We start from the raw sequence: 22,411 nt of genomic DNA on the forward strand, positions 1-22,411 counted from the left end.
GATCATGTCTAAATATAGTTCTTCCTAACGCATCATGAGTTTGGCATTTTCATTTCTAAATGCACGCAGGATTTGCTGTCCTGCCCGACCGGTCGGGCTTAAACCCAAACGGTTCTGTTCCTGACGAATCGCCTGACGGGTTTTATCCCCAATTAGACCATCTACCTCACCAATATCATAGCCACGGTTTAACAGGAATTGCTGGATCTCGCGACGTTCCGCACGTGACGTACCCGGATCATCGGTTGGCCAAGCTGCCTGGATGCTTCCTTTACCTTGTAAGCGGTCAGATAAATGTGCAATCGCTAAAGCATAACTTTCTGCTGCATTATAGCTATAAATGGCATCAAAATTCTTAAAGACTAAAAATACCGGGCCATTTTCACCTGCAGGTGCCAATAAGCCAGCCTGAGAAGATTCTGATAAATTGCCCTGCAATAGCGAAGTACCGTCAGCGCGCACCACATCACGGTTCATCCAGCTACTCAGTGATTTTTTATTGCGTCGGCCTTCGCCTGCAACAGACATGCCTTGTGGAATTTTTACTTCAAAGCCCCAAGGTTGGCCAGTCTGCCAGCCACGTTTTTTCAGGAAATTGGCTGTAGAAGCCAGTGCATCAGGAATACTGCTGACTAAATCACGACGACCATCCCCATCAAAATCTACCGCCAGTTCATCATAGGTTGATGGCATAAACTGGGTGTGACCAAATGCGCCTGCCCATGAACCTTTGAGCTGGCTTTCATAGACATCGCCACGCTGTAACAGTTTCATAGTGGTGAAGAACTCACCACGGAAATAACTTTGACGACGACCTTCACAACTCAAAGTACCCAAGGCCTGTAATAAAGGATACTTCCCGGAAATATCACCAAAATTACTTTCTACGCCCCATACGGCTACGATGGTTTCTGCCGGTACTCCATAGGCTGTGCTAATCCGGTTTAATACCTCACGATGTTGCTGCAGTTTTTGTCGACCCAGTTGTACACGTTCTTCATCCACCAGTCCGGACAGATAATCCCAGATCGGAGTCGAAAACTCAGGCTGATAATTCAGCTTTTCAATCACAGAATAATCGGGTGTTAAATTTTGCGTATAACGATCGTAGGTTGAACCACTTACGCCTTGTGCAATCGCCTGACTGCGCAAATTGGCAAGACAATTCTGAAAATTATTTTGGGACGCATAATTGACGGGGCTGCTCGGAACAGAGGATATATCCGTTGATGTCACACGCTGACCATTAATAATCAGTTCTGCCTGTGCCTGTGTAGCAGCTAAAACCAAAGAACCAACAAAAAGTGCAAGCCGTTGCATAAGACCCTTAAATATTTAGATTTTGAATTATGTTTCTACCTTAGCAGCTCATGACGAAAATTAAAGCGCCAATGCGTAAATTTAAATTCATAATTCCTACACTTTTGAATTCATTTTGTAGCTTTTAAATTTAAAAACTTATCCACAAGTCCATTTTAAATTCAAATCAGGCTCATTTTTTTAAATTTAAATTCAAAACTCAGGAAATTACTTTTGAATTTAAAAATTTATTGTGGATAACTTGTCTTTAGATTAGGACTGCTCAATCAGCCAAAGGCTTCTGGTATATAGTATTTCTATTTTAAATTCATTTTTATTAGAAGTAACTATATTTAAATTCAGAACTTTGAATTCATTGATCAGCTTTTAAATTTGAATTCATATTTTTGAATTTAAATTTAAGCAGCGAAGTTTAAATTCAAAGTTCATTTTTAAATTTGAATTTATTTTTATGAATTTAAATTCAAAATCTATTTCCAGTTTTAAATTCAAACTCAATATTAAGTTTATCCACAAGTGAATAACCCAGAATTCAGCCCAAAATAGCAGCGAATTAAATTATTATATTTATACTCAATTGATCAGTTTATAAGCAATTGATTTTAAAAATGATCCGACCAATGGCAGGGGATTTTTAAAGAGGCGCAATCATGCCTGAATCTGGACAAATAAAAAAGCGATCACCGAAGTGATCGCTTTTTTTATCAGCAGCTTAAAGCTTAGATGGTCATATCTTCGCTCAATGCCAATGGATTCGGTAAAATCTTCGCCAGTTGACGGCATAAAGTGGTCAGCTGAGCGCTGTCTGTGGGCATCAAAGTGATGTGACCAATCTTGCGACCTTCACGTTCTGTTTTATTGTACAGATGCAGGTGTGCGCCTTCTAAAGTCAGGACATCTTCAGATTTGGGATGCTGACCGATAATGTTCACCATCACGGTTGGACGCACCACTTCAGTTGAACCCAGTGGCAGACCTGCGACCGCACGAATATGGTTTTCAAACTGCGAGCAGACAGCGCCTTCAATCGACCAGTGACCTGAGTTATGCACACGTGGTGCCATTTCATTTGCATACAGGCCTTTGTCTGTCACAAACAGCTCAAGGGTCAAGACACCCACATAATTCAAGTGATTGAGCAGGCGAGTGATGTAATCCTGCGCGACTGGCTGCAGATCCGCACTATTGGGTGCCGGAACGATGGAATGCGACAGGATGCCGTTATGGTGATGATTTTCAGCCAATGGCCAGGTTTTGACATCACCATTTTGACCACGTACCGCAATGATGGATACTTCACGCGAGAAAGTCACAAAACTTTCGGCAATCAATTCACCAGCAGGGCCGAGTTCCGCCCAGGCCTGATCAATCTGATCTGCTGAACGTAGAACGAACTGGCCTTTGCCGTCATAACCACCACGAGAGGTTTTTAGCACGATCGGTAAGCCAAGCTCAGCAACGGCCGCCTGCAAGCTTTCGACTGAAGTCACCGCTTTATATGGTGCAACCGGAATTTCCAGTTCATCAAATAGTGCCTTTTCAGACAGACGATGTTGTGCAATAGCTAAAGCCTGACGAGGCGGATGCAGATCTTTGTTTTGCGTTAAAACGTCGACATCAGCTAGGGGTGTATTTTCAAACTCCAGGCTGAAGACATCTGCGCTATTGATGAAATCCTGCAAGCCATTTACAGCTTTTGTTGAGAAAACCGGACCCAAAGCCGCAGAAGGGCAGTCCGTATTGGCTTCAAAGAACGTACATTGAATATTTAGAGGTAGTGCGGCTTGTGCCATCATCCGGCCTAGCTGGCCGCCACCAAAAATACCGATGGTTTTATCCATTGTGTTTGATCCCGTATTAAGCTTGGACTTACATTTGACCTGGAATATTGTTACTTGCGACTTTCTCGGTTTGTGCCGCACGGAAATCTGCGACATTTTTTGCGATCTCTGGGCGGGTTAAACCTAAAATTTGTGCTGCCATAATGGCTGCATTGGTTGCACCGGCAGGACCAATGGCCAATGTTCCTACGGCGATACCCGCTGGCATTTGCACGATAGAAAGCAATGAATCGACACCATTTAAGATCGAAGATTTGACAGGTACACCCAGTACTGGCAAATCAGTTTTGGCTGCACACATACCTGGTAAATGCGCTGCACCACCTGCACCGGCAATAATCACCTGAATACCACGATCACGCGCTTGTTCAGCATATTCAAACAGACGGTCCGGGGTACGGTGTGCGGAAACGACTTCGGCTTCAAATGGGACACCAAGCTGCTTGAGCATTTTGGCAGTGTGTTCGAGAGTTGCCCAATCTGATTGAGAACCCATGATAATACCTACGAGAGGAGTATCTTGTGCAGCAGCCGCATTCATTGCAAATTTTCCAGAGATTAAAGTAAGAAAGATAAATCTCGACGAGAGAGCCAAGCTTGAATAGGAATGCATATTATAGACTGATTTTTCAGCTTCATAAAATTTAACGGTCAAAGCAAGGCTCGATTTTTCTTATTTTTTTATTGGATTCTTAAAAACTGGAATAAAAATAGGGAAGTAGTGGCTAGTAGATGATTTCAGGAACTGCGGAATACAAAATAGACAGAGCCACAGAGACATAGCGCTGCCCATAAATAATCCAGTTTAAACGGCTGTTTGAACAGGAAAATCATAAAGGGAACAAAGACCAGTAGAGTGACGACTTCCTGGGTAATTTTCATTTGACCCACCGCCAGTCCCTGTTGGGCTAATAATTTGGTCGCTGGAATCATCAAGCTATATTCAAACAGGGCTATCGCCCAGCTAAATAAAATCGCCTGCCACAGTGGTGCATCATGCGGCAGGAATTTGAGATGTCCATACCAGGCCAGGGTCATAAAACAGTTGGCAATCACCAGAAGAAATAGAGCCGGTAGCATCTGCATGCACTCTGCAAAAAGTTCGGGCTTATTTTACGATTTATTTTGCCAAAAGATATTCCGGAAGCTTGAAAATTTCCCTGAATTTGTCTGTGAAACAGGATTTAAAAAATCCCGCAGGAATGCTTGAACTTTGACTATCTTTTCGGTCAAAGCCTTGCTATCGTTGCTTGCAAATCGAATAAATCATGGCAACAGCACCAGTACAAAGTGATGTGTCAGGCAAAATGGAGTGAAGTAGATGCATCTGCATATTTTGGGTATTTGTGGCACCTTTATGGGTTCACTGGCATTACTGGCACGTGATCTAGGCCATAAGGTGACAGGATCGGATCAAAACGTTTATCCACCGATGTCGACCCAGCTGGAAAATGCAGGCATTACTTTAATGCAGGGCTACGACCGCAGCCATTTACAGCCGCATCCGGATCTGATCATTGTCGGCAATGCCATGAAACGTGGTATTGATGCTGTAGAATATATGCTGAATGAAGGCCTGCCTTATATTTCAGGTCCACAGTTTCTGGCAGATCATGTCCTGCAAGGTAAACACGTTTTAGGTGTAGCTGGTACGCATGGTAAAACCACAACTACCACCATGCTGGCATGGGTACTGGATCAGGCCGGTTTAGAACCTGGCTTCCTGATTGGCGGTGTACCGCTTGGCTTTTCTGAAAGTGCGCGTTTAGGTGGCGGGAAATACTTCTGTGTCGAAGCCGATGAATATGATTCTGCCTTTTTCGACAAGCGTTCCAAGTTCGTGCATTACCATCCTAAAACGGCGATTCTGAACAATCTGGAATTTGACCATGCCGATATCTTTGATGATCTGGCAGCGATCCAGAAACAGTTCCACCATTTAGTGCGTACCATTCCAAGTGAAGGCCGCATTATTACGCCAATTACTGAAACGAATATTGATGAAGTGCTAGAGCAGGGCTGCTGGACGCCTGTGGTTCGTACTTCATTAGATGCCAATGAAAAATCTGAGCTTTATGCTGAACAGCTTTCAGAAGATGGTTCTCACTTCAAGGTACTCCAATACGGTATCGTGAAAGGCGAAGTGAAATGGAATATGACGGGTCAGCATAGTGTAGCCAATGCACTGGCAACGATTGCTGCTGCTGAACATGTCGGTGTCTCTATTGAAACGGCTTGTGAAGCACTTTCAAACTTTGGCGGTGTTAAGCGCCGTATGGAACTGTTAGGCACAGTCCGTGGTATCGAGGTTTATGATGATTTCGCGCACCATCCAACGGCGATTGATACGACCTTAGAAGGCGCGCGTAAACGTCTGGGTGAACGCAAACTCTGGGCGATTATTGAACCACGTTCCAATACCATGCGCATGGGCAGCCATAAAGATGGTTTGGCACATTCCGCGCGTCTGGCGGATGAAGTGATCTGGTATCAACCTGAAGGTCTGGACTGGGATCTGCAACCGGTAATTGACGCTGCACCGAATAAAGCTGTAGTTGCACGTACCCTGGATGAGATTATCCAAACCGTGGTGGCTGAAGCAGGTGAGGGCGATGCGGTGGTAATCATGTCCAATGGTGGTTTTGGCAGTCTGCATCAAAAACTGATTAGTGCTTTAAAAGCTTAAAAATTTATATAAAAAAGCCCGTAATAGCGGGCTTTTTTATTTTAAAAATTAAATTCGCTTTCTATCTTTTTTAAGAAAATTAAACTTCATTCAAGTTCAAATCAACTTTCTTATTTCAATGTTAAAACAGCTAAAATTTATCTTTTTTCTTTTCATTATCTTTTGTTGCAATCTGGACATAAGACTCATTGCAGTCTTTGAGTGCCCTAGGCACAATCAATAAGAACAACAGCATTTCGATCCTCTTTTATCTTCAACCCTCCTGATGATTTTCCAGGCTGTAAAGGCAGCAAAAAATAGCTTTATCTCTCTTGTTCAGACCCTCATTCCCCTAGGAGATCTGTCATGACAACAATGAAAGCCATGGTTTATTACGGCGCCAATGATATCCGCTTTGAAGAACGTCCCATTCCACACATTCTGCAACCCATTGATGCCATTATCAAACTTAGCAAAGTCACCATTTGTGGTACTGACCTCGGGATATGGAAAGGTAAAAATCCCGAAATTGAAGAAGTCGCAAAAGAAAAAACCGGCAGCTTTAATGGCCGGATTCTCGGTCATGAAGGTATTGGTATTGTGGAAGAAGTCGGTTCCGCAGTTCAAAACTTTAAAAAAGGTGATCGGGTGATTATTTCCTGTGTCAGCCGCTGCGGCACCTGTGAAAACTGCCAGAAACAGCTGTATGCCCATTGTAGAAACGAGGGTGGCTGGATCATGGGCTATATGATTGACGGCACTCATGCCGAATATGTCCGAACCCCATTTGCCGACACTTCTCTCTATCACCTACCAGAAGGTCTAAATGAAGATGTTGCGGTCTTTCTTTCCGATATTTTGCCGACCTCCCATGAAATTGGTGTGCAATATGGTCAGGTCAAACCGGGAGACAATGTAGCGATTGTCGGTGCCGGCCCGATTGGCATGAGTGCCTTGCTCACTGCCCAGTTTTATTCTCCAGCCAATATCATCATGGTCGATGTCGATGATAACCGGCTGGAATTTGCCAAAACTGTCGGGGCCACCCATACCGTGAATTCAGCCAATGAGGATGCTATTCAACGTGTACTGGAACTCACTGATGGGCGAGGAGTGGACTGTGCTATTGAAGCGGTGGGCTTGGAAGCCACCTGGAATATTTGCCAGCACATTATAAAAGAGGGCGGCCATCTGGCCAATGTCGGTGTACATGGCAAATCCGTCAATTTTGAACTGAATAAACTCTGGATCAAAAACCTGACCATTACCACAGGCCTGGTCAATACCAATACCACTGGCATGCTGCTCAAAACCAGCTGTTCCGGCAAATTGCCACTGGAAAAACTGGCCACCCATCACTTTAAGTTTGCTGAATTTGAAAAGGCCTATGATGTGTTTAAACATGCCTCTGACGAAAAGGCTTTAAAGGTCATGATTGAAATGATTTAAATCATTATCGACAACAAAAAAAGTCCGCTATGCGGACTTCTTTATTTTTTAGCATCAATTAAAAATAGGGAATATAACCACGCTGTTTATAACCTTGAGGAGAAGCAAGATTGGCCTGATTTTCATCCAGACGATAGAGCAGTTCCAGGAATGCCCCCAGCTGTTCCTGTTGCAGTGCATGAGGTTCAAACTGACCTAAACCGAAACGTGAAAATAAAGAAGAAATTTCACTGTGTTTATGGACATATTTCATTGACCATTCCGAGAAATGTGGACGTTCTACCGTTGCATCCTGAAAGCGAAGCACCTGATGATGGCGTGGATCACGGCAAATACTCTGAAACAGATTTTCTACCACCTCTGCCTCACCTTCCAGACATTGAAAAAACTTACCGTGGGAATAATATAAAACCCCGTTAATCTGATGAGCTTTATTAAATTTTCTCGCTACAGATAATATATCGCTAAGATCCTGTAATAACTCTTGTTCAGATTCTATCCGTTCACTGGCGTAGCAAAGCTGTAGCATAAGGTCATCTCACTGCAGAAAGAATTAAAAACATAATTTAATCAATTATTTTAATTTTAGTCGATCATTTTTTAAGCAAATATCCGTTTTTGCTTACATTATTTTAGGTTTGCTTTTCCAAAGAAAACTTCTAACAATTACTTCCTGAGAGGAAATCAATGATTTCAGATATATAGCAATAATAATGAAGGAGTGAAACCTGATGTTAAAAGATCTGATTTTCACTGTAGCGTTGTTGTGTATATGTTTTATGCTTTTGATTATGCTGAATGAACTGGCCTTGACGACCGAAACCAACATTCTGCTCAGTTCAGTTTTTATAGGCTGGACGCTTTTACAGTTTGTTCGCCGTCGTATGTTTTTTTATATCAGCGTAAGCCTGATGATGGGAATACTTACGCTGTTAGGCAAATATGAAGAAGTGTTATGGAACAGCATAGGCCTGATGGCAGGTTATGGCGTATATAACCTGCTGCAGCATATTTCTGTACCTGCACTTAAGGGCAAATTACAACATATCTCTATCTTGGATAAGTTTAATTCAATTGCTAAATAGCAGCTGCAACATCCTGTAGGCTGCGATCACGTTTAAACATGACATCTACATAGGAACACTGGGGAATAATTTTTAAGCTATTCTTGCGGGCAAAGTCGACCAGCACATCCAGCATTTTGCGTGCTACGCCTTGACCACGTAAGGAATTATCTACCCAGGTATGATCAGCCACGATGGTCGATGCTTCTTGCCACTGATATGTAATTTCAGCAAGACGTCGACCATCTTCCTCCATAAAAAATACACCGCCGCGTTTTGAATCTTGATGTTGAATGTCCATACTGAAGGCTGATCCCTTAATAAAATTATTGGTTTATTTAATTTAAAACATCTTCTTAAAGAAATAATATGAATTATTGTTAAGTTTTTAATATTGGATGAAATTTTTTATTTTCTTTCATCATTTCCTGTGATTTTTTTCAAATATTGATAACTTTTTATTTCTCTATTTTGCCTGATTGAGGGTGATGCAGTTTGAGTGATCACATATCACCCCAAAAATTTAATTTTACCTACTCCCTAATTGAGAAAGACAGGATTAGAATGCAGCATCTTTTTACATGCAACTTCGTATGTCTGACTCATCTTCCGCTTCTTCCGTCACCAAGCAATGGATTGGTGTCATCGCTTTAGCCTGCGCGGCTTTTATTTTTAACACCACCGAATTTATTCCTGTGGCATTACTGAGTGGAATCGGGCAAAGCTTTGCCATGTCCGCCACTCAGGCCGGCATCATGCTGACCATTTATGCTTGGATCGTGGCCCTACTATCTCTTCCGATCATGCTGCTCACTAAAGCCATAGAACGGCGTTTTCTACTGATGCTGGTCTTTGCGGTCTTTATTTTAAGTCATGTGCTGTCCTATTTTGCCTGGAGTTTTAGCACGCTGGTGATCAGTCGGATAGGGATTGCCATCGCACATGCCTTGTTCTGGTCGATTACCGCTTCACTCGCGGTTCGGGTCGCACCGAAAGGTAAAGAGTTTCAGGCACTTGGTTTATTAGCCACAGGAACGGCGATGGCGATGGTGCTCGGTATTCCATTTGGCCGGATGATTGGTGAGGCGTATGGCTGGCGTAACAGTTTTGCCCTGATTGCGTGTCTCGCATTGATCATTTGCCTGATTCTGGCCAAAACCTTGCCATTGCTTCCAAGTGTCAATTCAGGCTCCCTCAGCAGCTTAAAAAGCCTGATCAAACGTCCAAGCCTGATGCTAGTCTTTACCCTCACCATTCTGGTGATTACGGCGCAGTTTACCGCTTATAGCTATATTGAACCATTCTCCCTGAATATCGCCCGCTTTGATTCAGCCCAGACCACAACTTTACTTCTGGTTTATGGCGGAGCAGGATTCCTGGGTTCTTATCTGTTTGGCCGCTTTGCCGCACAGTTTCCGAAAATGACTATTCCTGCTTTTACTTTTGGACTGGTTATTTCCATGCTGCTGTTATTACCACTGTCGAGCACAGTCACAGGTCTGTCTGGCTTATCTCTACTATGGGGTTTGAGCATCATTGGTTTCAGCTTGGCTCTACAATCCAAAACCTTGAACCTGGCTGCAGATGCCACCGATGTTGCTATGGCCATTTATTCAAGCCTGTATAATGTCGGTATTGGCGGAGGAGCTTTGCTTGGCAGTATAGTCACGCTTCAGATTGGGCTATCGAACATTGGCTGGGTAGGCGCAGGGCTGGCGATCCTTGGATTTCTGCTTAGTCTTTATTTGGTTCAGCGCCTAGACTTTTTGCCCAAAGCCGCTGATTAAACGCTGCTTTTTGTAAAATAATTTGTGATTATGCATAAAATCTGTCATGCTCATCTGATATTGAGCAATTGCTCAAACAGAATTGAGTTTGAACAAGGGGAGTAGCCTCCTCCAAACGTTTAAGAATGAAATTTCAGTTTTTAAACGTGTCAGAATATCGTCATTACACTTTGCAAAAAGTCGGTATCTGAGCATCTTTAGGTCACACTTGATATAAAAAAGTGAAACACTAAGATGTAGGCAAGACCTTGATCATGTTGTTATAGATGTTTTTCATCTGGCAGCTGGTCAAGGTTTTTTTATGGCCAGTCGTCCGATGTGGAGAATTCACATGGAAACAATTGGTACGCTCTGGCTGTATCTTGTCTTTTTCGCAATTGTCGCCGTCATGCTGGTGATCGATTTTGTCGGCTTTAAACATCAGCATGGTCAGGAAGTAAAAGTCCGTACCGCTGCCTACTGGAGTATCGCCTGGGTCAGTGTCGCGACTTTATTTGGTGGTGGATTATGGCTGTATCTGGAGCAGACTGCAGGTGCGGCAATTGCCAATACCAAGGTCATGGAATACTTTGCCGGTTATCTGCTGGAAAAATCCTTGGCAATTGATAATGTCTTTGTCTGGCTAATGATCTTTGCCGCCTTTGCCATTCCACCAGCGCTACAACGTAAATTGCTGTTATATGGTGTACTGGGTGCAATTGTGCTCAGAACAATCTTTATTTTTATTGGTGCCTGGTTTGTACAGGAATTCTCCTGGATTCTGTATCTCTTCGGTGCGTTCCTGGTGTATACCGGCTTCAAATTCCTGCGTGGTCAGCACGAAGAAGACAGCAATATTGAAGATATGGCCATTCTGAAATGGCTACGTAAACATATGCGTATCACCCCGCAACTTCAGGGCGATAAATTCTTTGTCCGTCAAAATGGTTTGCTTTGGGCAACGCCGTTATTCTTGGTGCTGATTCTGGTCGAAGCCTCTGATGTAATCTTCGCAGTCGATTCTATTCCGGCTATTTTTGCTGTCACCACCGACCCCTTCATTGTGCTTACTGCGAACCTGATGGCAATTTTAGGCCTGCGTGCAATGTTCTTCCTGCTCTCAGGTGCAGCCTCAAAAATGCATTATCTGCCTTATGGCCTAGGTTTGATTCTGGTCTTTATCGGCTTTAAGATGTTGATGCTGGATGTATTCCATATGCCGATCTGGATTTCACTGAGCTTTATTGTGATTGTCTTGACAGTGACTGCGATCTTGTCGATTCGTCATAGCAAGAAACATAACGAAACTACGCTGTAAAGCTAATCATAAAAAAAAGCCTGCTGATGCAGGCTTTTTTATTTGTCTATAAGCTCAGCTGCATACGCACGCTCTGTTGAAATTATTCGTGATTGTCTGATCTCATAAAAAATACGCATGGTTAAATATGAATGTTCATATAAACATGCTAATTTTTTCAGCTACAATCAATCGGAAAAATCAAAAAGCGCAGGTTTTAAATGTCTTCTATCATTGCAACGACGGCAATACGCGGTCGCTTCCTGGATATCAAGAATACGGTTGCCCAAGCGCGTGAAATTCACGACCAAGTGCGATATGTAGAAGATGGCTTGCTCATCAGCCAGAATGGTGAGATTCAATGGTTTGGCAGCTGGGAAGAGGGGCAGCAGCATCTGCCTGAAGGAGTGCAGGTATCTCATTATCCTGAGCAGCTGATCGTGCCAGGTTTTATTGATACCCATATCCATTTCCCGCAAACCGAAATGGTCGGTGCCTATGGTGAACAGCTACTGGAATGGTTAAATACTTATACCTTCCCGACTGAGATCCAGTTTCAGGATCCAGCTTATAGCCAGAAAATTGCACAGTTCTTTATTCAGGAACTGCTGAAGAATGGTACAACCACAGCTTTGGTGTTCTGTACCGTTCATCCGGCTTCGGTAGAAGCACTGTTCGAAGCGGCTACAGCACAGAATATGCGACTGATTGCCGGTAAAGTGCTGATGGACCGCCATGCACCTGAAGCCCTAACCGATACCGCAGAATCTGCCTATAGCGATTCTAAAGCCCTGATTGAGAAATGGCATGGTAAGGGACGTAATCTTTATGCGATTACGCCCCGTTTTGCTCCAACCTCAACCCCTGAACAGCTAGAAAAAGCAGGTCAGTTAAAAGCTGAATATCCAGATGTCTATGTCCATACTCATCTCAGTGAAAATAAAAACGAGATTGCCTGGGTAAAAGAACTCTTTCCGGAACGTGAAGGCTATCTGGATGTCTATCATCATTATGGGCTGACCGGTGCTAAATCCGTATTTGCGCATTGTGTGCATCTGGAGGAAGGGGAGTGGGAGTGCATGCATCAAACCGACTCTGCGATTGCCTTCTGCCCAACCTCAAACCTGTTCCTGGGTAGCGGTTTATTTCCGCTGAAGAAAGCTTGGGATAAAGGCGTAAAAGTCGGCTTGGGTACTGATATCGGGGCAGGAACCTCCTTTAACCAGCTCCAAACCTTAAATGAAGCTTATAAAGTACAACAGCTGCAAGGAGAAAAACTTTCGGCTTTTGAATCGCTATATCATGCGACCTTGGGTGGTGCGAAAGCCTTAAGTCTGGATGATCGCTTGGGGAATTTCAATGCGGGCAAAGAAGCAGACTTTGTGGTGCTGGATCTTAATGCCACCGCTTTACAACAACTGCGTCAGAGCAGAGCCAAAAATATTGAAGACACCTTTTTTGCACTGACCATGCTGGGAGATGACCGTAATATTGCAGCAACTTATGTCTATGGACAGGCTGTCTATGTCAAGGCCCAATAAATCGCGTCAGCGCAGGATCATTTTGGCTGCAATCGTCGCCGTCTGTGCCTTTGCGCTGAAGAGAGATTCACAGCAGCCCGAAAATTGATTACATTTACAGCAAGTAAAACAGGTGCATCTCAAGCAAGGATGTATTAAAATTGCTGCAATTCAGGTGTTGCAGGTCAACACCTTTTTTATTTTGCTATTTTTATTTTTTAGGTATCTACCCATGACCGTTCAAATGAGCGTAATGATTTCCGCTGAAGAAATTCAAGCTAAAGTCAAAGAGCTTGGTGCTAAAATCGATGCACACTATGCCAATAGTGACAAAGAGCTTGTACTTATCGGTTTGTTACGCGGTTCAGTGATTTTCATGGCAGACTTGTGTCGTGCCATTACCAAGCCACATGAACTCGACTTCATGACTGTATCCAGCTACGGCGGCGGTACGATTTCGAGCCGTGATGTCAAAATCCTGAAAGATCTGGACGGTGAAATCCGTGGTAAAGATGTGCTGGTGGTTGAAGATATTATCGACTCAGGTAATACCTTAAGCAAAGTATTGGAAATCTTGCAAACCCGTCAGCCAAACTCAATTGAACTATGCACTTTGGTGAGCAAACCTTCACGTCGTGAAATCGAGCTGGAAGTAAAATTCCTGGGCTTTGAAGTCGAAGACAAGTTCATTGTCGGTTATGGCCTGGACTATGATCAAAAATACCGTCATATTCCATTTATTGGTGAAATCGGTCTTTAAGAACCGGTTTAAAAGAAGTGGCTTCGTGCCACTTTTTTTTATTTCTTGAATCATTTCAGTAACACAGCAAACAAAAACGCAACAGCCCGTTGCAGGACATGACTTTTTTCAGGGCTTTTCTTGCCGCAAGATAAACCTGATGTAAAAACAAAGACATGATAACAAGGAGTATGCTGATGTGGTCAATTATCGTTGCAATTGTAGTGGGTTTTATTGCGGGTCTGGTTGCACGTGCAATTCACCCTGGTGATGACAAGGCTGGATTCATTGTTACGACCCTGCTGGGGATTGCCGGTTCACTGGTTGCGACCTTTGCCGGACGTATGCTGGGCTTGTACTCCCAAGATTCTGCCGCAGGCTTCATTGCTTCAGTGATCGGTGCCATAGTCATCCTGTTTATCTACAATATGGTGACTAAACGTAAACGAATCTAAGCTCTGCTTGGTATAAGTTTCTTTCATAAAAAGAGCACCTAGATAGGTGCTCTTTTTTTATTGAGCATAGTCAGAATTTTACAGGCCGAATTCTTTGAAACCTTGTTCAATCTGTTCTGCTGGCTGAGCGCCCATGACCTTAAAACCATTCGAGAAAATAATCGCTGGAGTGCCATTTACACCGAGTGATTGTGCCAGCTGTTTATTACGTTCAATTGGATTGCTACAGCTCTTTTTCGATTTAGGCTGTATACCTTGACCAATCAGGTCTTCCCAGGCCTGGGCCGGATTTTTTTCACAATAAACCTGTTTGGACGGCGCAATTGACTGCTGTTTTAAAGGCAGAATGAAGGTATAAATCGTGACATCTTTGAGTTTTTTCAGCTCTACTTCAAGTTGTTTACAATACGGGCAATTTGGGTCAGAAAAGATGGCAAGCTGACGTTTTCCGGTCCCTCTGACTGATTTAATCGCATCCTGAAGCGGTAACTTTTTCCAGTCGACACTGTTTTGTTTGAGTAATAAATCCTGAGTCAGATTATGCTGGTCCTGGATACGAAACATTGAACCGGCTAGGAGATGCTGGGCATCTTCATTCAGATAGACAATCTGCCCCTGCATGGAACCGCTATAGATTCCTTTCATTTCGGTAGGCTGAATATTTTCAATTTTCAGGTTGGGACTGTTTTTTGCCAGATTGGCTTTAACTGTATCCACATTGGCAAAGCTAAGGCCAGGGAAGAGGGTCAAAGCCAGCAGCATATTTCTTATTTGCATGAATGTCCTGCTCAGGTCCAAGTTAAATGTGTTTCGATTTTAGTCTTTTTACAAAGAAAATTCTGACTATTTTATGTAGCCTGATGTTCAAATCGAACTGATCAATCAGTTATGTTTCACGTGGAACATTGACCCTTTAATGCTGATTGACTTCTACCGAGATATGCACGATTTCTTCATGAATAGAGATCGCCTCACGGATTTGATCAGCACTAATGGGGATTCCCGTTTGAACGGCAACAAAACAGGAAAATTTACCTTTACCGACTCTCGATACATGCAGGTCAGTTAAATGCAGATCATTCCCATATTCAGCAATGACTTCACGTATTTCTTCGACCACTGGGGCATCCATATCGGCATCCAGTAAAGTCTTGGCACTTTGCTTTAGCAGGCCAACCGCCCAGCGTGCAATCAGGATTGAGCCGACCAGTCCCAGTACTGCATCGAGAAAATCCCAGCCCATATATTTTCCAGCAAACAAGGCAATAATGGCCAGAACAGAAGTTACAGCATCAGCAACCACATGCAGAAAGGCCGCTTTATGGTTCAAGTCATGATGACCATGATTATTATCATGCTCATGATGGGAATGTCCGTAATGATGATCATGGTGATGGTGCCCATCATCATGCAGCAACCAAGCACAGGCCAGATTAATCAATAGTCCTAAAATCGCGATTGGAATGGCTTCGTTATAATGAATCTGAACTGGCGAAAATAGACGTTCTACTGAATGAATCGCCATAAAACCGGCTACCACAAGCAATAAAATTGCACTGCTATAACTGGCCAGAATTTCAATCCGCCAGGTGCCCATATTAAAGCGGGGATCATTCGTATAATGGCGGGCAGCTTTATAGGCAAAGTAAGCCAGCCCCAAGGCCAATACATGCGAGCCCATATGCCAGCCATCGGCAAGCAAAGCCATTGACTGGAAGATCCATCCCCCTAATACTTCCAGCACCATCATGACGGCGGTCAGAATCGTGGCAAACAGAATCTTTTTCTGTGCGAGTGGATTACCTTCATCAAATTGATGGCTGTGCGAATCGGCGTTATGTTTTTGCATAAAAGGGAACTGTTATTAATACTCCCCCCTAGTATATTTATTTTTGGAGATTTGTGGTGAGTCATGTACATGATGATAAAAAAATATTAAACCGGGTACGGCGCTTGCAAGGTCAGATGAACGCTGTAGAGCAGTCTCTCCTGAATCCTGAAGCAGGTTGTATTCAGGTCCTGCAACAGGTTGCAGCCGTTAAAGGTGCCATAAACGGTTTGATGAATGAGTTGATCGAAACCCATTTAAGAGAGCATGTCATTGGAGAAGCTGCAGTCAATGAAGAAAAACTGGCTGAGTTTTTAAAATTATTAAAACGTTATGGCTGATTGCTTAGCTCAATATTTTTGTTTTGTTTACAGCAAGATAATTGACCGCTTTTTCATCTAACCGATACACTGCCACCCATTCTCTTCTTTCTTCCACATCATTCTTTTTAAAATGTGGTGAAACTTTTACGGCAGCTACATGACAGAAAATATCTCATGGCGACCTTTCGCCATGGTCAGTCTTGCATTGATTATGGGTACCATCGGTACAGCACTGGCAAGTCCGCTTTATCCCATTTATCAACAGATCTGGCATTTATCGCCAAGCCAGATTACCTATATTTTTGTCGCCTATATGTTTGGCTGTCTGGGTACCTTGTTATTCCTGGGACGTACCAGCAACACGATTGGTTTCTTAAGAACCCTGCAAATTGGCCTAGTATTTATTAGCATTGGCTTGGTCATTTCAGTCTTTGCCGAGAATGCGCTGATTTTGTCGGTGGGTCGTTTTATTATTGGCATTGCTTCAGGCCTGATGACCACTTCAGCAATGCTGGGCATGATGCAAACCATTCCAGAGTCTTACAAGCAGCTTGCACCACAACTGGTGTCGATTCTGACGGCCATAGGCTTTGGTTTGGGGCCGTTTGTGGGTGGAGTGATTGCGCAGTTCTCTCAAACCCCATTAATTACTCCATACCTCCCAATTATTCTTGGGGCAGTGCTGTGTTTTGTCGGATTATTCTGGCTAAAAACACCTGCTTTTGAACGCCAGCCTTTTAGTATTGCACCGAAATTACTGCGTCCTGAACCTCAGTATCATGCTGTATTCATGATTGTGGGATTAACTGCATTTAATGCCTTTGCTGCTTTCAGTTTATTTGCTTCACTGTCACCGTCTTTTGTGCAGGATATCTTACCTTGGCATGGTCCTTTGGTCAGTGGTACCGCCATTACCTGCATTTTGCTGATTTCTGCTGTGGTGCAGTTCTTTGCTAAAGCTGTTCCTGCAAAGAAATGTCTGAATATTGGCTTGATGATTATGCTGGTGAGCTTGGTTAGCCTTGCTCTTTGTATGATCCTTAAAGCAAGTATCTTGTTCTTCGCCAGTGATATCTTATTCGGGATTGGACATGGTTTTGCCTTAATGGGCGCATTCGGTGTGATTCATGCGATCACAACCTTGCAAAATCGGGCAGCCGTGATGTCGACTTACCTGTTTATTGGCTATTTGGGCACGATTGTGCCGATTATCGCGGTGGGGTATCTGGCTGATCACTTCGGCTTAGGATTTGCCGTGATCAGTTTCTGTGTGGCGATCAGTGCACTCTGTCTAATCCTTTGGTTATGGCATCAAAAATTGCAGCTAAAAGCCTAATAAAAAAGTCCACATTTGAGGGCTTTTTTATATAACTTAAGGATTATTTTCCAATACAGAACGATCCAAAGATCTTGCCCAGCAGGTCATCCGCACTAAAGTCACCCGTAATTTCGCCCAGCGCATTCTGTGCCAGACGTAAAGACTCTGCGACCAGTTCACCTGCGTTATACACTACAAGTTGCTCACGGGCTTCAGCTAGGTACATCTGAGTGCGCTTCATTGCGTCTAAATGACGGGTACGGGCAATAAAGGTATCTTCTTCAGGCTGGAAGCCTGCATGCGCCGTAATCGCATCTATGAGCGACTGGACGCCAGTTTCTTGCTTGGCTGAAACGGTAATGTGACGGAAGCCGTTAAAATCTCCCATGACAGCATCGGCACCGGTCAAATCGGCTTTATTCCCAATCAGGATCAGGCGTTTCGGCTCGAGATGCTCGGCAAAATATTCTTGAGCGAGTTGTAATGGATCATCACCTTGGCTCAGGTCATAAACCAGCAACAGCAGATCGGCCTGTTCAATTTCTTTAATTGCGCGGCGAATGCCTTCTTTTTCCACGATATCGCCGGTTTCACGCAGACCAGCAGTATCAGTCAGGGTAATCGGCAGGCCATTCAATGTGATCTTTTCATGCAATACATCACGGGTTGTTCCGGCAATATCGGTCACAATCGCACGTTCATTACCTGCTAGGGCATTGAGCAGGGACGATTTACCTGCATTCGGTTTTCCAGCAATCACCACCTGTAAGCCTTCACGCAGCAACTGACCCTGACGTGCAGATTGCTGAACCTGAGTAACGGCATTCGCCACGCTATCTAGTAGGTTTAAAATCTTGCCATCCGCCAAGAAGTCAATTTCTTCTTCCGGGAAATCGATCGCCGCTTCGACATGCAGGCGCAGGTGAATCAGCTGTTCTAATACCGTATTGACCTTAGTCGAGAATGCCCCTTGTAGAGAACGGACTGCAGACCGGGCAGCCGCTTGGGAGGTCGCATCAATCAGATCGGCAATGGCTTCAGCCTGTACCAGATCCAGCTTGCCATTCTCAAAGGCACGCATCGAGAATTCACCGGCTTTGGCTGCAGTGGCACCCAGTTCCAGCAAACGGCCCAACAGGGCATTCTGAATCACCGGGCCACCATGACCTTGCAGTTCTACTACATCTTCACCAGTAAAGGAATTCGGATTCGGGAAGCAGATCACCAGACCTTCGTCCATTACTTCACCGGCTGCATCATAGAACTGACGGAACCCGGCAAAACGGGCTTTAGGCAAATCTTTTTGGCTCAAGGCCTGGGCAATTTCATAAGACTTGGGACCTGACAGGCGAATGACACCTACACCGCCACGTCCTGGGGGAGTTGCAATCGCAGCAATCGTAGTTCGGTCGAGCATAACATTCACCTAGAAAAACTTAAAAGTACAGCAAAAAAAAATCCGCTCAAGATTACCATCTTAAGCGGATTTATTCAGCCCATCAGTACAACTTAGTTGACTGGTGTTGCCTCATCGCGTTTAGCACGGTCTTTGGCAACAGACTTGTTGATCAGTGTTTGCTGCAAGATCGTGATCAAGTTGTTCACAATCCAGTACAACACCAGACCTGCCGGGAAGAACAGCAAGAATACTGTAAAGATCACTGGCATAATCTTGAACACTTTCGCCTGCATTGGATCAGTTGGCTGCGGATTCAGCATCTGCTGAATATACATGGTCGCACCCATGATCAATGGCAGGATGAACCAAGGATCCATTGAAGATAAATCTTGGATCCAGAACATCCATGGTGCATGGCGCAGTTCTACAGATTCCATCAGTACCCAGTACAGTGCCAGGAAAATTGGCATTTGCAGTAACAATGGTAAACAGCCAGCAAGTGGATTCACCTGCTCACGTTTGTACAGTGCCATCATTTCCTGAGAGAAGCGCATACGGTCTTCACCGAACTCTTCTTTCATGCGTTGCATTTCAGGTGCAATCACACGCATTTTCGCCATAGAGCGGTAGCTCTTCGACGACAATGGCCACAGGATCAGTTTCACCAGTACGGTTAACAGGATGATTGCCCAACCCCAGTTACCCACTAGACCATGGAAGAACTCAAGACCAACAAACAGCAGTTTGGCAATTGGCCATAACCAGCCATAATCTACAGTCTGGTTCAGACCAGTCGCTAGGTCTTTCAGCTCCGATTGAACTTTTGGACCAGAGTAGAAGGTCGCATCGATTTCAGCTACGGTGCCTGCAGGCACATTGAAAGTTGGAGAAGTAAAACCAATGATATTCATGTTATCAGTTGATTTACGTGATTCCAGCTTCGCACTGTAGGCTTCACCATTGGCTTGAGTCAATTTCAGGTTACCTGGCACCCAGGCACTCACGAAGTAGTGCTGAACCATTGCAACCCAGCCACCTTTGGCTTCGGTATTCAGTTTTTCTTCAACAAAGTTGTCAAATTTTAACTTGTTGTAGTTTTCATCCGGTGTACCCCAAGCGCCGCCCAGGAACGTTCCCAGTGTGAAGATACCCTGATCAGATTTACCTGGATCTTCGGAATTGTCACGTTTGATCTGACCGAACATCTGACCTTGCCAGGTCTGGCCGCTGCGGTTGACCACTTTATGATTCACAACTACCGGATATTCACCTTCAGTAAAGTTGAAGGTTTTAATGACTTCTACACCATCAGCCGTTTTAAAGACCATAGGTACAGAAAGTACTTTGACAGTTTCGCCATCTTTATTTTTAGCGGCTTTGGCATCTGCCAGTGTATAAGCCGTTTTTTCCAGCTCATAGGTTGGACGGCCACTACGGCTGCTGTCCGGTCCATTCAGACCGATCAGGCCCGACTGAGCGACATAAGTCCGTTTCGCATCGCTTTCCAGCATGACGAACGGTTCATCGCTGTCTTTATTCTTGTCATGATTGAGTAATTCAACACGAACAATATCACCACCTTTAGGATTGATCCAAAGATGATAAAGGTCAGTTTGTACTGAAATAAGCTGCTGACTTACAGGTGCGGTGGCATCCGTTGCTTGCTGCGCTGGCATATTTGCTTGTGGCAGATCAGAGGCGGTCGTCGCCGTCTGAGCATTTGGCAAATCTGCAGATACTTCATGTGAAACAACCGCAGCTTCTTGCTGTGGTTTGGTTTCAGCATTGCCATAATCTTTTTGCCACGCCAAAATGAGCAAATATGCGACAACAAACATGGCTCCGAGAATTGCAATCCTGGCCCATTGTTGCATATGTATTACCCCAAGTGGTTAGAGTGATTTTGGTTCAATAAACGATCACGAAAGGGTACAGCAACGTGAAGCGTTTGAGAATCTATTTGCTGAAATGAAATAAAACGAATCGCTTTCGGGGGAACCGGATCATATCCAGAGCCACCCCACGGATGACAACGGCAAATACGCTTAGTAGCCAGCCACACACCACGTACAGCTCCATGTGTATGGACTGCTTCCAAGGAATATTGAGAACATGTTGGAATATAACGACAGCGTGGTCCCAATAAAGGACTAATCGCAATCTGATAGAAACGTATTAACCAATGCAGTAAACGTACCATTGGCCATCTCTACTTTTGTGGGGAGGATGATGCTATTTTGGAATGCTTTTTGGCAAGACGGTTGAGTTTCTGCCAGGCAAATTGTAATTGCTGATGCAACTCTGCGTTCGGCACTGCCTCTATACCTACTTTAGGCATAACCACAATATCCAAATCATCTAGTTGCTGTTGATGCAGGCGAAAACTTTCGCGAGCAAGTCGTTTTACTCGATTTCGTTCGTGCGCACGGCGCACTTTTTTCTTGGCAACAACTAAACCCAAACGGCTGTTTGGCAGTTCGGAATGTTTTGCAAGAAAAAGGAAATGGGGTTGATGCACTTTAAAAAGCGCACCATCAAAGACTCCTTTATAATCTGCAGCACAGCGTAAACGAAGCTCTGTACCAAAACTATAAAGTGTAGTCATAACACCCAAAATCGGCAAAGCCTAACTGATTAAACAGTTAAGCTGTGACGACCTTTTGCACGACGGCGAGCTAGAACTTGACGACCAGCTTTAGTAGCCATACGAGCACGGAAACCATGAACGCGTTTACGCTTTAATTCAGATGGTTGGAATGTACGTTTCATATTGAAACTCCAAAAATGATCTTTCTATAAAGGTCCGCGATTTTAGTGCTCATTGCTTGAGCTGTCAATGCAAAAGCCACTTTCTTTTCAAATAAGACTGAAATCAAAATTGTAAATAGGGATTAAAAAAATTGTATTCAAATACCTATATATAAGTTAACCACAATATAACTATTTGTTTTAAAATTAAATATAAGTTATTAACACTTATATCAACATAGTTATCCACAACTTATGTGAAATCTAAATTTAACTCATGAGCTTTGAATTTAAATTTAAACTTTTCTTAGTTATCCACAAAAGAACCGAATCTTATAAATAAATTCAAATTTATAAATTTAAATTTATTACTATTAGGGTGGACTTTTTCTGTGGAAAAGCTAATTTTGTATTAAATAAACAAAAACTTAGTTTGTGGATAAAGCTGTTTTTATTAATTTTATACTTTGTGGATAACTTTGTGTTATATTTTATCCACAGCTTGCGGATAAACTTATCCACACCAGCTTTTTAAATTTAAATTTATCCACCATGACTGCTTTTTGCGCAAAATCTGTGGAAATTGCCATGACAGATGTGGATAACTTGGTTAGAATGGCGACCCGCTTTGGTCGCGGTCAGCCTTTTTGATTAACAATGGAATGAATAGGGGATTCAC

23 protein-coding genes are annotated in these 22,411 nt (G+C 43.6%); 10 read left to right on the forward strand and 13 right to left on the reverse strand.

From position 1 onward, the window contains the following. Positions 1–24: 24 nt before the first annotated feature. The 4 genes from O4M77_RS14495 to O4M77_RS14510 all read right to left on the reverse strand — a co-directional run bounded on the left by O4M77_RS14495 (position 25) and on the right by O4M77_RS14510 (position 4,241). The gene (locus O4M77_RS14495) at positions 25–1,320 is read right to left on the reverse strand and encodes a lytic murein transglycosylase (protein ID WP_323713646.1); all 1,296 of its coding nucleotides are present in this window, start codon (positions 1,318–1,320) and stop codon (positions 25–27) included. Positions 1,321–2,039: 719 nt separating this feature from the next. Further along, complete coding sequence (locus O4M77_RS14500; RefSeq protein WP_179993046.1) at positions 2,040–3,161, reverse strand: 5-(carboxyamino)imidazole ribonucleotide synthase; 1,122 nt, start codon at positions 3,159–3,161, stop codon at positions 2,040–2,042. Positions 3,162–3,189: 28 nt separating this feature from the next. Further along, positions 3,190–3,702 (reverse strand): 5-(carboxyamino)imidazole ribonucleotide mutase, encoded by a 513-nt coding sequence (purE, locus tag O4M77_RS14505; RefSeq protein WP_004780321.1) that lies wholly within the window; start codon positions 3,700–3,702, stop codon positions 3,190–3,192. Positions 3,703–3,899: 197 nt separating this feature from the next. Next, positions 3,900–4,241: a DMT family protein gene (locus O4M77_RS14510; RefSeq protein ID WP_323714114.1), complete on the reverse strand. Its 342-nt coding sequence runs from the start codon at positions 4,239–4,241 to the stop codon at positions 3,900–3,902. A gap of 241 nt (positions 4,242–4,482) precedes the next feature. Between O4M77_RS14510 and mpl the strand changes: the two genes are divergently transcribed. Next, positions 4,483–5,847 (forward strand): UDP-N-acetylmuramate:L-alanyl-gamma-D-glutamyl-meso-diaminopimelate ligase, encoded by a 1,365-nt coding sequence (gene mpl / locus O4M77_RS14515; RefSeq protein ID WP_323713647.1) that lies wholly within the window; start codon positions 4,483–4,485, stop codon positions 5,845–5,847. Between the two features lie 345 nt (positions 5,848–6,192). Next, positions 6,193–7,275 carry a zinc-dependent alcohol dehydrogenase family protein gene (locus O4M77_RS14520; protein WP_323713648.1) on the forward strand — a complete coding sequence of 361 codons (1,083 nt, stop codon included), beginning with the start codon at positions 6,193–6,195 and terminating at the stop codon, positions 7,273–7,275. A 58-nt stretch (positions 7,276–7,333) separates the two neighbouring features. On the opposite strand, the gene O4M77_RS14525 is transcribed toward O4M77_RS14520, so the two are convergent. Then, positions 7,334–7,804 (reverse strand): BLUF domain-containing protein, encoded by a 471-nt coding sequence (locus O4M77_RS14525; protein WP_180034073.1) that lies wholly within the window; start codon positions 7,802–7,804, stop codon positions 7,334–7,336. Positions 7,805–8,006: 202 nt separating this feature from the next. On the opposite strand from O4M77_RS14525, the gene O4M77_RS14530 reads away from it, so the two are divergent. Beyond that, on the forward strand, positions 8,007–8,360 hold the full coding sequence (locus O4M77_RS14530; protein WP_005233077.1) for a hypothetical protein: 354 nt from the start codon (positions 8,007–8,009) through the stop codon (positions 8,358–8,360). Here O4M77_RS14530 and O4M77_RS14535 read toward each other — a convergent pair. After that, positions 8,353–8,640, reverse strand: coding sequence for a GNAT family N-acetyltransferase (locus O4M77_RS14535; RefSeq protein ID WP_004780333.1), 288 nt, complete (start codon positions 8,638–8,640; stop codon positions 8,353–8,355). The genes O4M77_RS14530 and O4M77_RS14535 overlap by 8 nt on opposite strands. A gap of 292 nt (positions 8,641–8,932) precedes the next feature. Here O4M77_RS14535 and O4M77_RS14540 point away from each other — a divergent pair, with 292 nt between their 5' ends. The 5 genes from O4M77_RS14540 to O4M77_RS14560 all read left to right on the forward strand — a co-directional run bounded on the left by O4M77_RS14540 (position 8,933) and on the right by O4M77_RS14560 (position 14,116). After that, positions 8,933–10,126 (forward strand): sugar transporter, encoded by a 1,194-nt coding sequence (locus O4M77_RS14540; RefSeq protein ID WP_323714115.1) that lies wholly within the window; start codon positions 8,933–8,935, stop codon positions 10,124–10,126. A gap of 331 nt (positions 10,127–10,457) precedes the next feature. After that, positions 10,458–11,423, forward strand: a complete 966-nt coding sequence (locus O4M77_RS14545) for a TerC family protein (protein WP_004780335.1) — start codon at positions 10,458–10,460, stop codon at positions 11,421–11,423. A 200-nt stretch (positions 11,424–11,623) separates the two neighbouring features. Next, positions 11,624–12,943 carry a guanine deaminase gene (guaD, locus tag O4M77_RS14550; protein WP_323713649.1) on the forward strand — a complete coding sequence of 440 codons (1,320 nt, stop codon included), beginning with the start codon at positions 11,624–11,626 and terminating at the stop codon, positions 12,941–12,943. A gap of 211 nt (positions 12,944–13,154) precedes the next feature. After that, the gene (gene hpt, locus O4M77_RS14555) at positions 13,155–13,682 is read left to right on the forward strand and encodes a hypoxanthine phosphoribosyltransferase (RefSeq protein ID WP_004780337.1); all 528 of its coding nucleotides are present in this window, start codon (positions 13,155–13,157) and stop codon (positions 13,680–13,682) included. A gap of 176 nt (positions 13,683–13,858) precedes the next feature. Then, the gene (locus O4M77_RS14560; RefSeq protein WP_005233088.1) at positions 13,859–14,116 is read left to right on the forward strand and encodes a GlsB/YeaQ/YmgE family stress response membrane protein; all 258 of its coding nucleotides are present in this window, start codon (positions 13,859–13,861) and stop codon (positions 14,114–14,116) included. 78 nt (positions 14,117–14,194) lie between these two features. Here O4M77_RS14560 and O4M77_RS14565 read toward each other — a convergent pair whose 3' ends face one another. Together O4M77_RS14565 and dmeF are read right to left on the reverse strand one after the other, a co-directional pair. Beyond that, positions 14,195–14,893: a DsbC family protein gene (locus O4M77_RS14565; protein ID WP_159124456.1), complete on the reverse strand. Its 699-nt coding sequence runs from the start codon at positions 14,891–14,893 to the stop codon at positions 14,195–14,197. 136 nt (positions 14,894–15,029) lie between these two features. Further along, on the reverse strand, positions 15,030–15,965 hold the full coding sequence (gene dmeF, locus O4M77_RS14570) for a CDF family Co(II)/Ni(II) efflux transporter DmeF (RefSeq protein WP_323713650.1): 936 nt from the start codon (positions 15,963–15,965) through the stop codon (positions 15,030–15,032). Positions 15,966–16,021: 56 nt separating this feature from the next. On the opposite strand from dmeF, the gene O4M77_RS14575 reads away from it, so the two are divergent. Then, entirely contained in the window at positions 16,022–16,285 is a 264-nt protein-coding gene (locus O4M77_RS14575) for a metal/formaldehyde-sensitive transcriptional repressor (RefSeq protein ID WP_159124458.1), read from the forward strand. A 172-nt stretch (positions 16,286–16,457) separates the two neighbouring features. Continuing rightward, positions 16,458–17,603, forward strand: coding sequence for an MFS transporter (locus tag O4M77_RS14580; RefSeq protein WP_323714116.1), 1,146 nt, complete (start codon positions 16,458–16,460; stop codon positions 17,601–17,603). A gap of 43 nt (positions 17,604–17,646) precedes the next feature. Here O4M77_RS14580 and mnmE read toward each other — a convergent pair whose 3' ends face one another. From mnmE to rpmH, 5 genes are all read right to left on the reverse strand, one after another. Continuing rightward, positions 17,647–19,002: a tRNA uridine-5-carboxymethylaminomethyl(34) synthesis GTPase MnmE gene (mnmE, locus tag O4M77_RS14585; protein WP_323713651.1), complete on the reverse strand. Its 1,356-nt coding sequence runs from the start codon at positions 19,000–19,002 to the stop codon at positions 17,647–17,649. Positions 19,003–19,094: 92 nt separating this feature from the next. Further along, a complete protein-coding gene (gene yidC, locus O4M77_RS14590; RefSeq protein ID WP_179993056.1) occupies positions 19,095–20,858 on the reverse strand; it encodes a membrane protein insertase YidC in 1,764 nt (587 codons plus the stop codon). Between the two features lie 5 nt (positions 20,859–20,863). Next, positions 20,864–21,184: a membrane protein insertion efficiency factor YidD gene (gene yidD / locus O4M77_RS14595; protein ID WP_005233127.1), complete on the reverse strand. Its 321-nt coding sequence runs from the start codon at positions 21,182–21,184 to the stop codon at positions 20,864–20,866. A 9-nt stretch (positions 21,185–21,193) separates the two neighbouring features. Further along, positions 21,194–21,589, reverse strand: a complete 396-nt coding sequence (rnpA, locus tag O4M77_RS14600) for a ribonuclease P protein component (protein ID WP_034706193.1) — start codon at positions 21,587–21,589, stop codon at positions 21,194–21,196. 29 nt (positions 21,590–21,618) lie between these two features. Further along, positions 21,619–21,753, reverse strand: coding sequence for a 50S ribosomal protein L34 (gene rpmH, locus O4M77_RS14605; RefSeq protein WP_000831329.1), 135 nt, complete (start codon positions 21,751–21,753; stop codon positions 21,619–21,621). Positions 21,754–22,411: the final 658 nt, after the last annotated feature.

It is taken from the genome of Acinetobacter sp. YWS30-1 (genome assembly GCF_033558715.1).
Classification (GTDB): domain Bacteria; phylum Pseudomonadota; class Gammaproteobacteria; order Pseudomonadales; family Moraxellaceae; genus Acinetobacter.

Bases quoted from the DNA above. Each gene is read 5' to 3' on its own strand.
- O4M77_RS14495 (WP_323713646.1), bottom strand. From the start codon at position 1,320: ATGCAACGGCTTGCACTTTTTGTTGGTTCTTTGGTTTTAGCTGCTACA.
- O4M77_RS14500 (WP_179993046.1), bottom strand. From the start codon at position 3,161: ATGGATAAAACCATCGGTATTTTTGGTGGCGGCCAGCTAGGCCGGATG.
- purE (WP_004780321.1), bottom strand. From the start codon at position 3,702: ATGAATGCGGCTGCTGCACAAGATACTCCTCTCGTAGGTATTATCATG.
- O4M77_RS14510 (WP_323714114.1), bottom strand. From the start codon at position 4,241: ATGCTACCGGCTCTATTTCTTCTGGTGATTGCCAACTGTTTTATGACC.
- mpl (WP_323713647.1), top strand. From the start codon at position 4,483: ATGCATCTGCATATTTTGGGTATTTGTGGCACCTTTATGGGTTCACTG.
- O4M77_RS14520 (WP_323713648.1), top strand. From the start codon at position 6,193: ATGACAACAATGAAAGCCATGGTTTATTACGGCGCCAATGATATCCGC.
- O4M77_RS14525 (WP_180034073.1), bottom strand. From the start codon at position 7,804: ATGCTACAGCTTTGCTACGCCAGTGAACGGATAGAATCTGAACAAGAG.
- O4M77_RS14530 (WP_005233077.1), top strand. From the start codon at position 8,007: ATGTTAAAAGATCTGATTTTCACTGTAGCGTTGTTGTGTATATGTTTT.
- O4M77_RS14535 (WP_004780333.1), bottom strand. From the start codon at position 8,640: ATGGACATTCAACATCAAGATTCAAAACGCGGCGGTGTATTTTTTATG.
- O4M77_RS14540 (WP_323714115.1), top strand. From the start codon at position 8,933: ATGTCTGACTCATCTTCCGCTTCTTCCGTCACCAAGCAATGGATTGGT.
- O4M77_RS14545 (WP_004780335.1), top strand. From the start codon at position 10,458: ATGGAAACAATTGGTACGCTCTGGCTGTATCTTGTCTTTTTCGCAATT.
- guaD (WP_323713649.1), top strand. From the start codon at position 11,624: ATGTCTTCTATCATTGCAACGACGGCAATACGCGGTCGCTTCCTGGAT.
- hpt (WP_004780337.1), top strand. From the start codon at position 13,155: ATGACCGTTCAAATGAGCGTAATGATTTCCGCTGAAGAAATTCAAGCT.
- O4M77_RS14560 (WP_005233088.1), top strand. From the start codon at position 13,859: ATGTGGTCAATTATCGTTGCAATTGTAGTGGGTTTTATTGCGGGTCTG.
- O4M77_RS14565 (WP_159124456.1), bottom strand. From the start codon at position 14,893: ATGCAAATAAGAAATATGCTGCTGGCTTTGACCCTCTTCCCTGGCCTT.
- dmeF (WP_323713650.1), bottom strand. From the start codon at position 15,965: ATGCAAAAACATAACGCCGATTCGCACAGCCATCAATTTGATGAAGGT.
- O4M77_RS14580 (WP_323714116.1), top strand. From the start codon at position 16,458: ATGGTCAGTCTTGCATTGATTATGGGTACCATCGGTACAGCACTGGCA.
- mnmE (WP_323713651.1), bottom strand. From the start codon at position 19,002: ATGCTCGACCGAACTACGATTGCTGCGATTGCAACTCCCCCAGGACGT.
- yidC (WP_179993056.1), bottom strand. From the start codon at position 20,858: ATGCAACAATGGGCCAGGATTGCAATTCTCGGAGCCATGTTTGTTGTC.
- yidD (WP_005233127.1), bottom strand. From the start codon at position 21,184: ATGGTACGTTTACTGCATTGGTTAATACGTTTCTATCAGATTGCGATT.
- rnpA (WP_034706193.1), bottom strand. From the start codon at position 21,589: ATGACTACACTTTATAGTTTTGGTACAGAGCTTCGTTTACGCTGTGCT.
- rpmH (WP_000831329.1), bottom strand. From the start codon at position 21,753: ATGAAACGTACATTCCAACCATCTGAATTAAAGCGTAAACGCGTTCAT.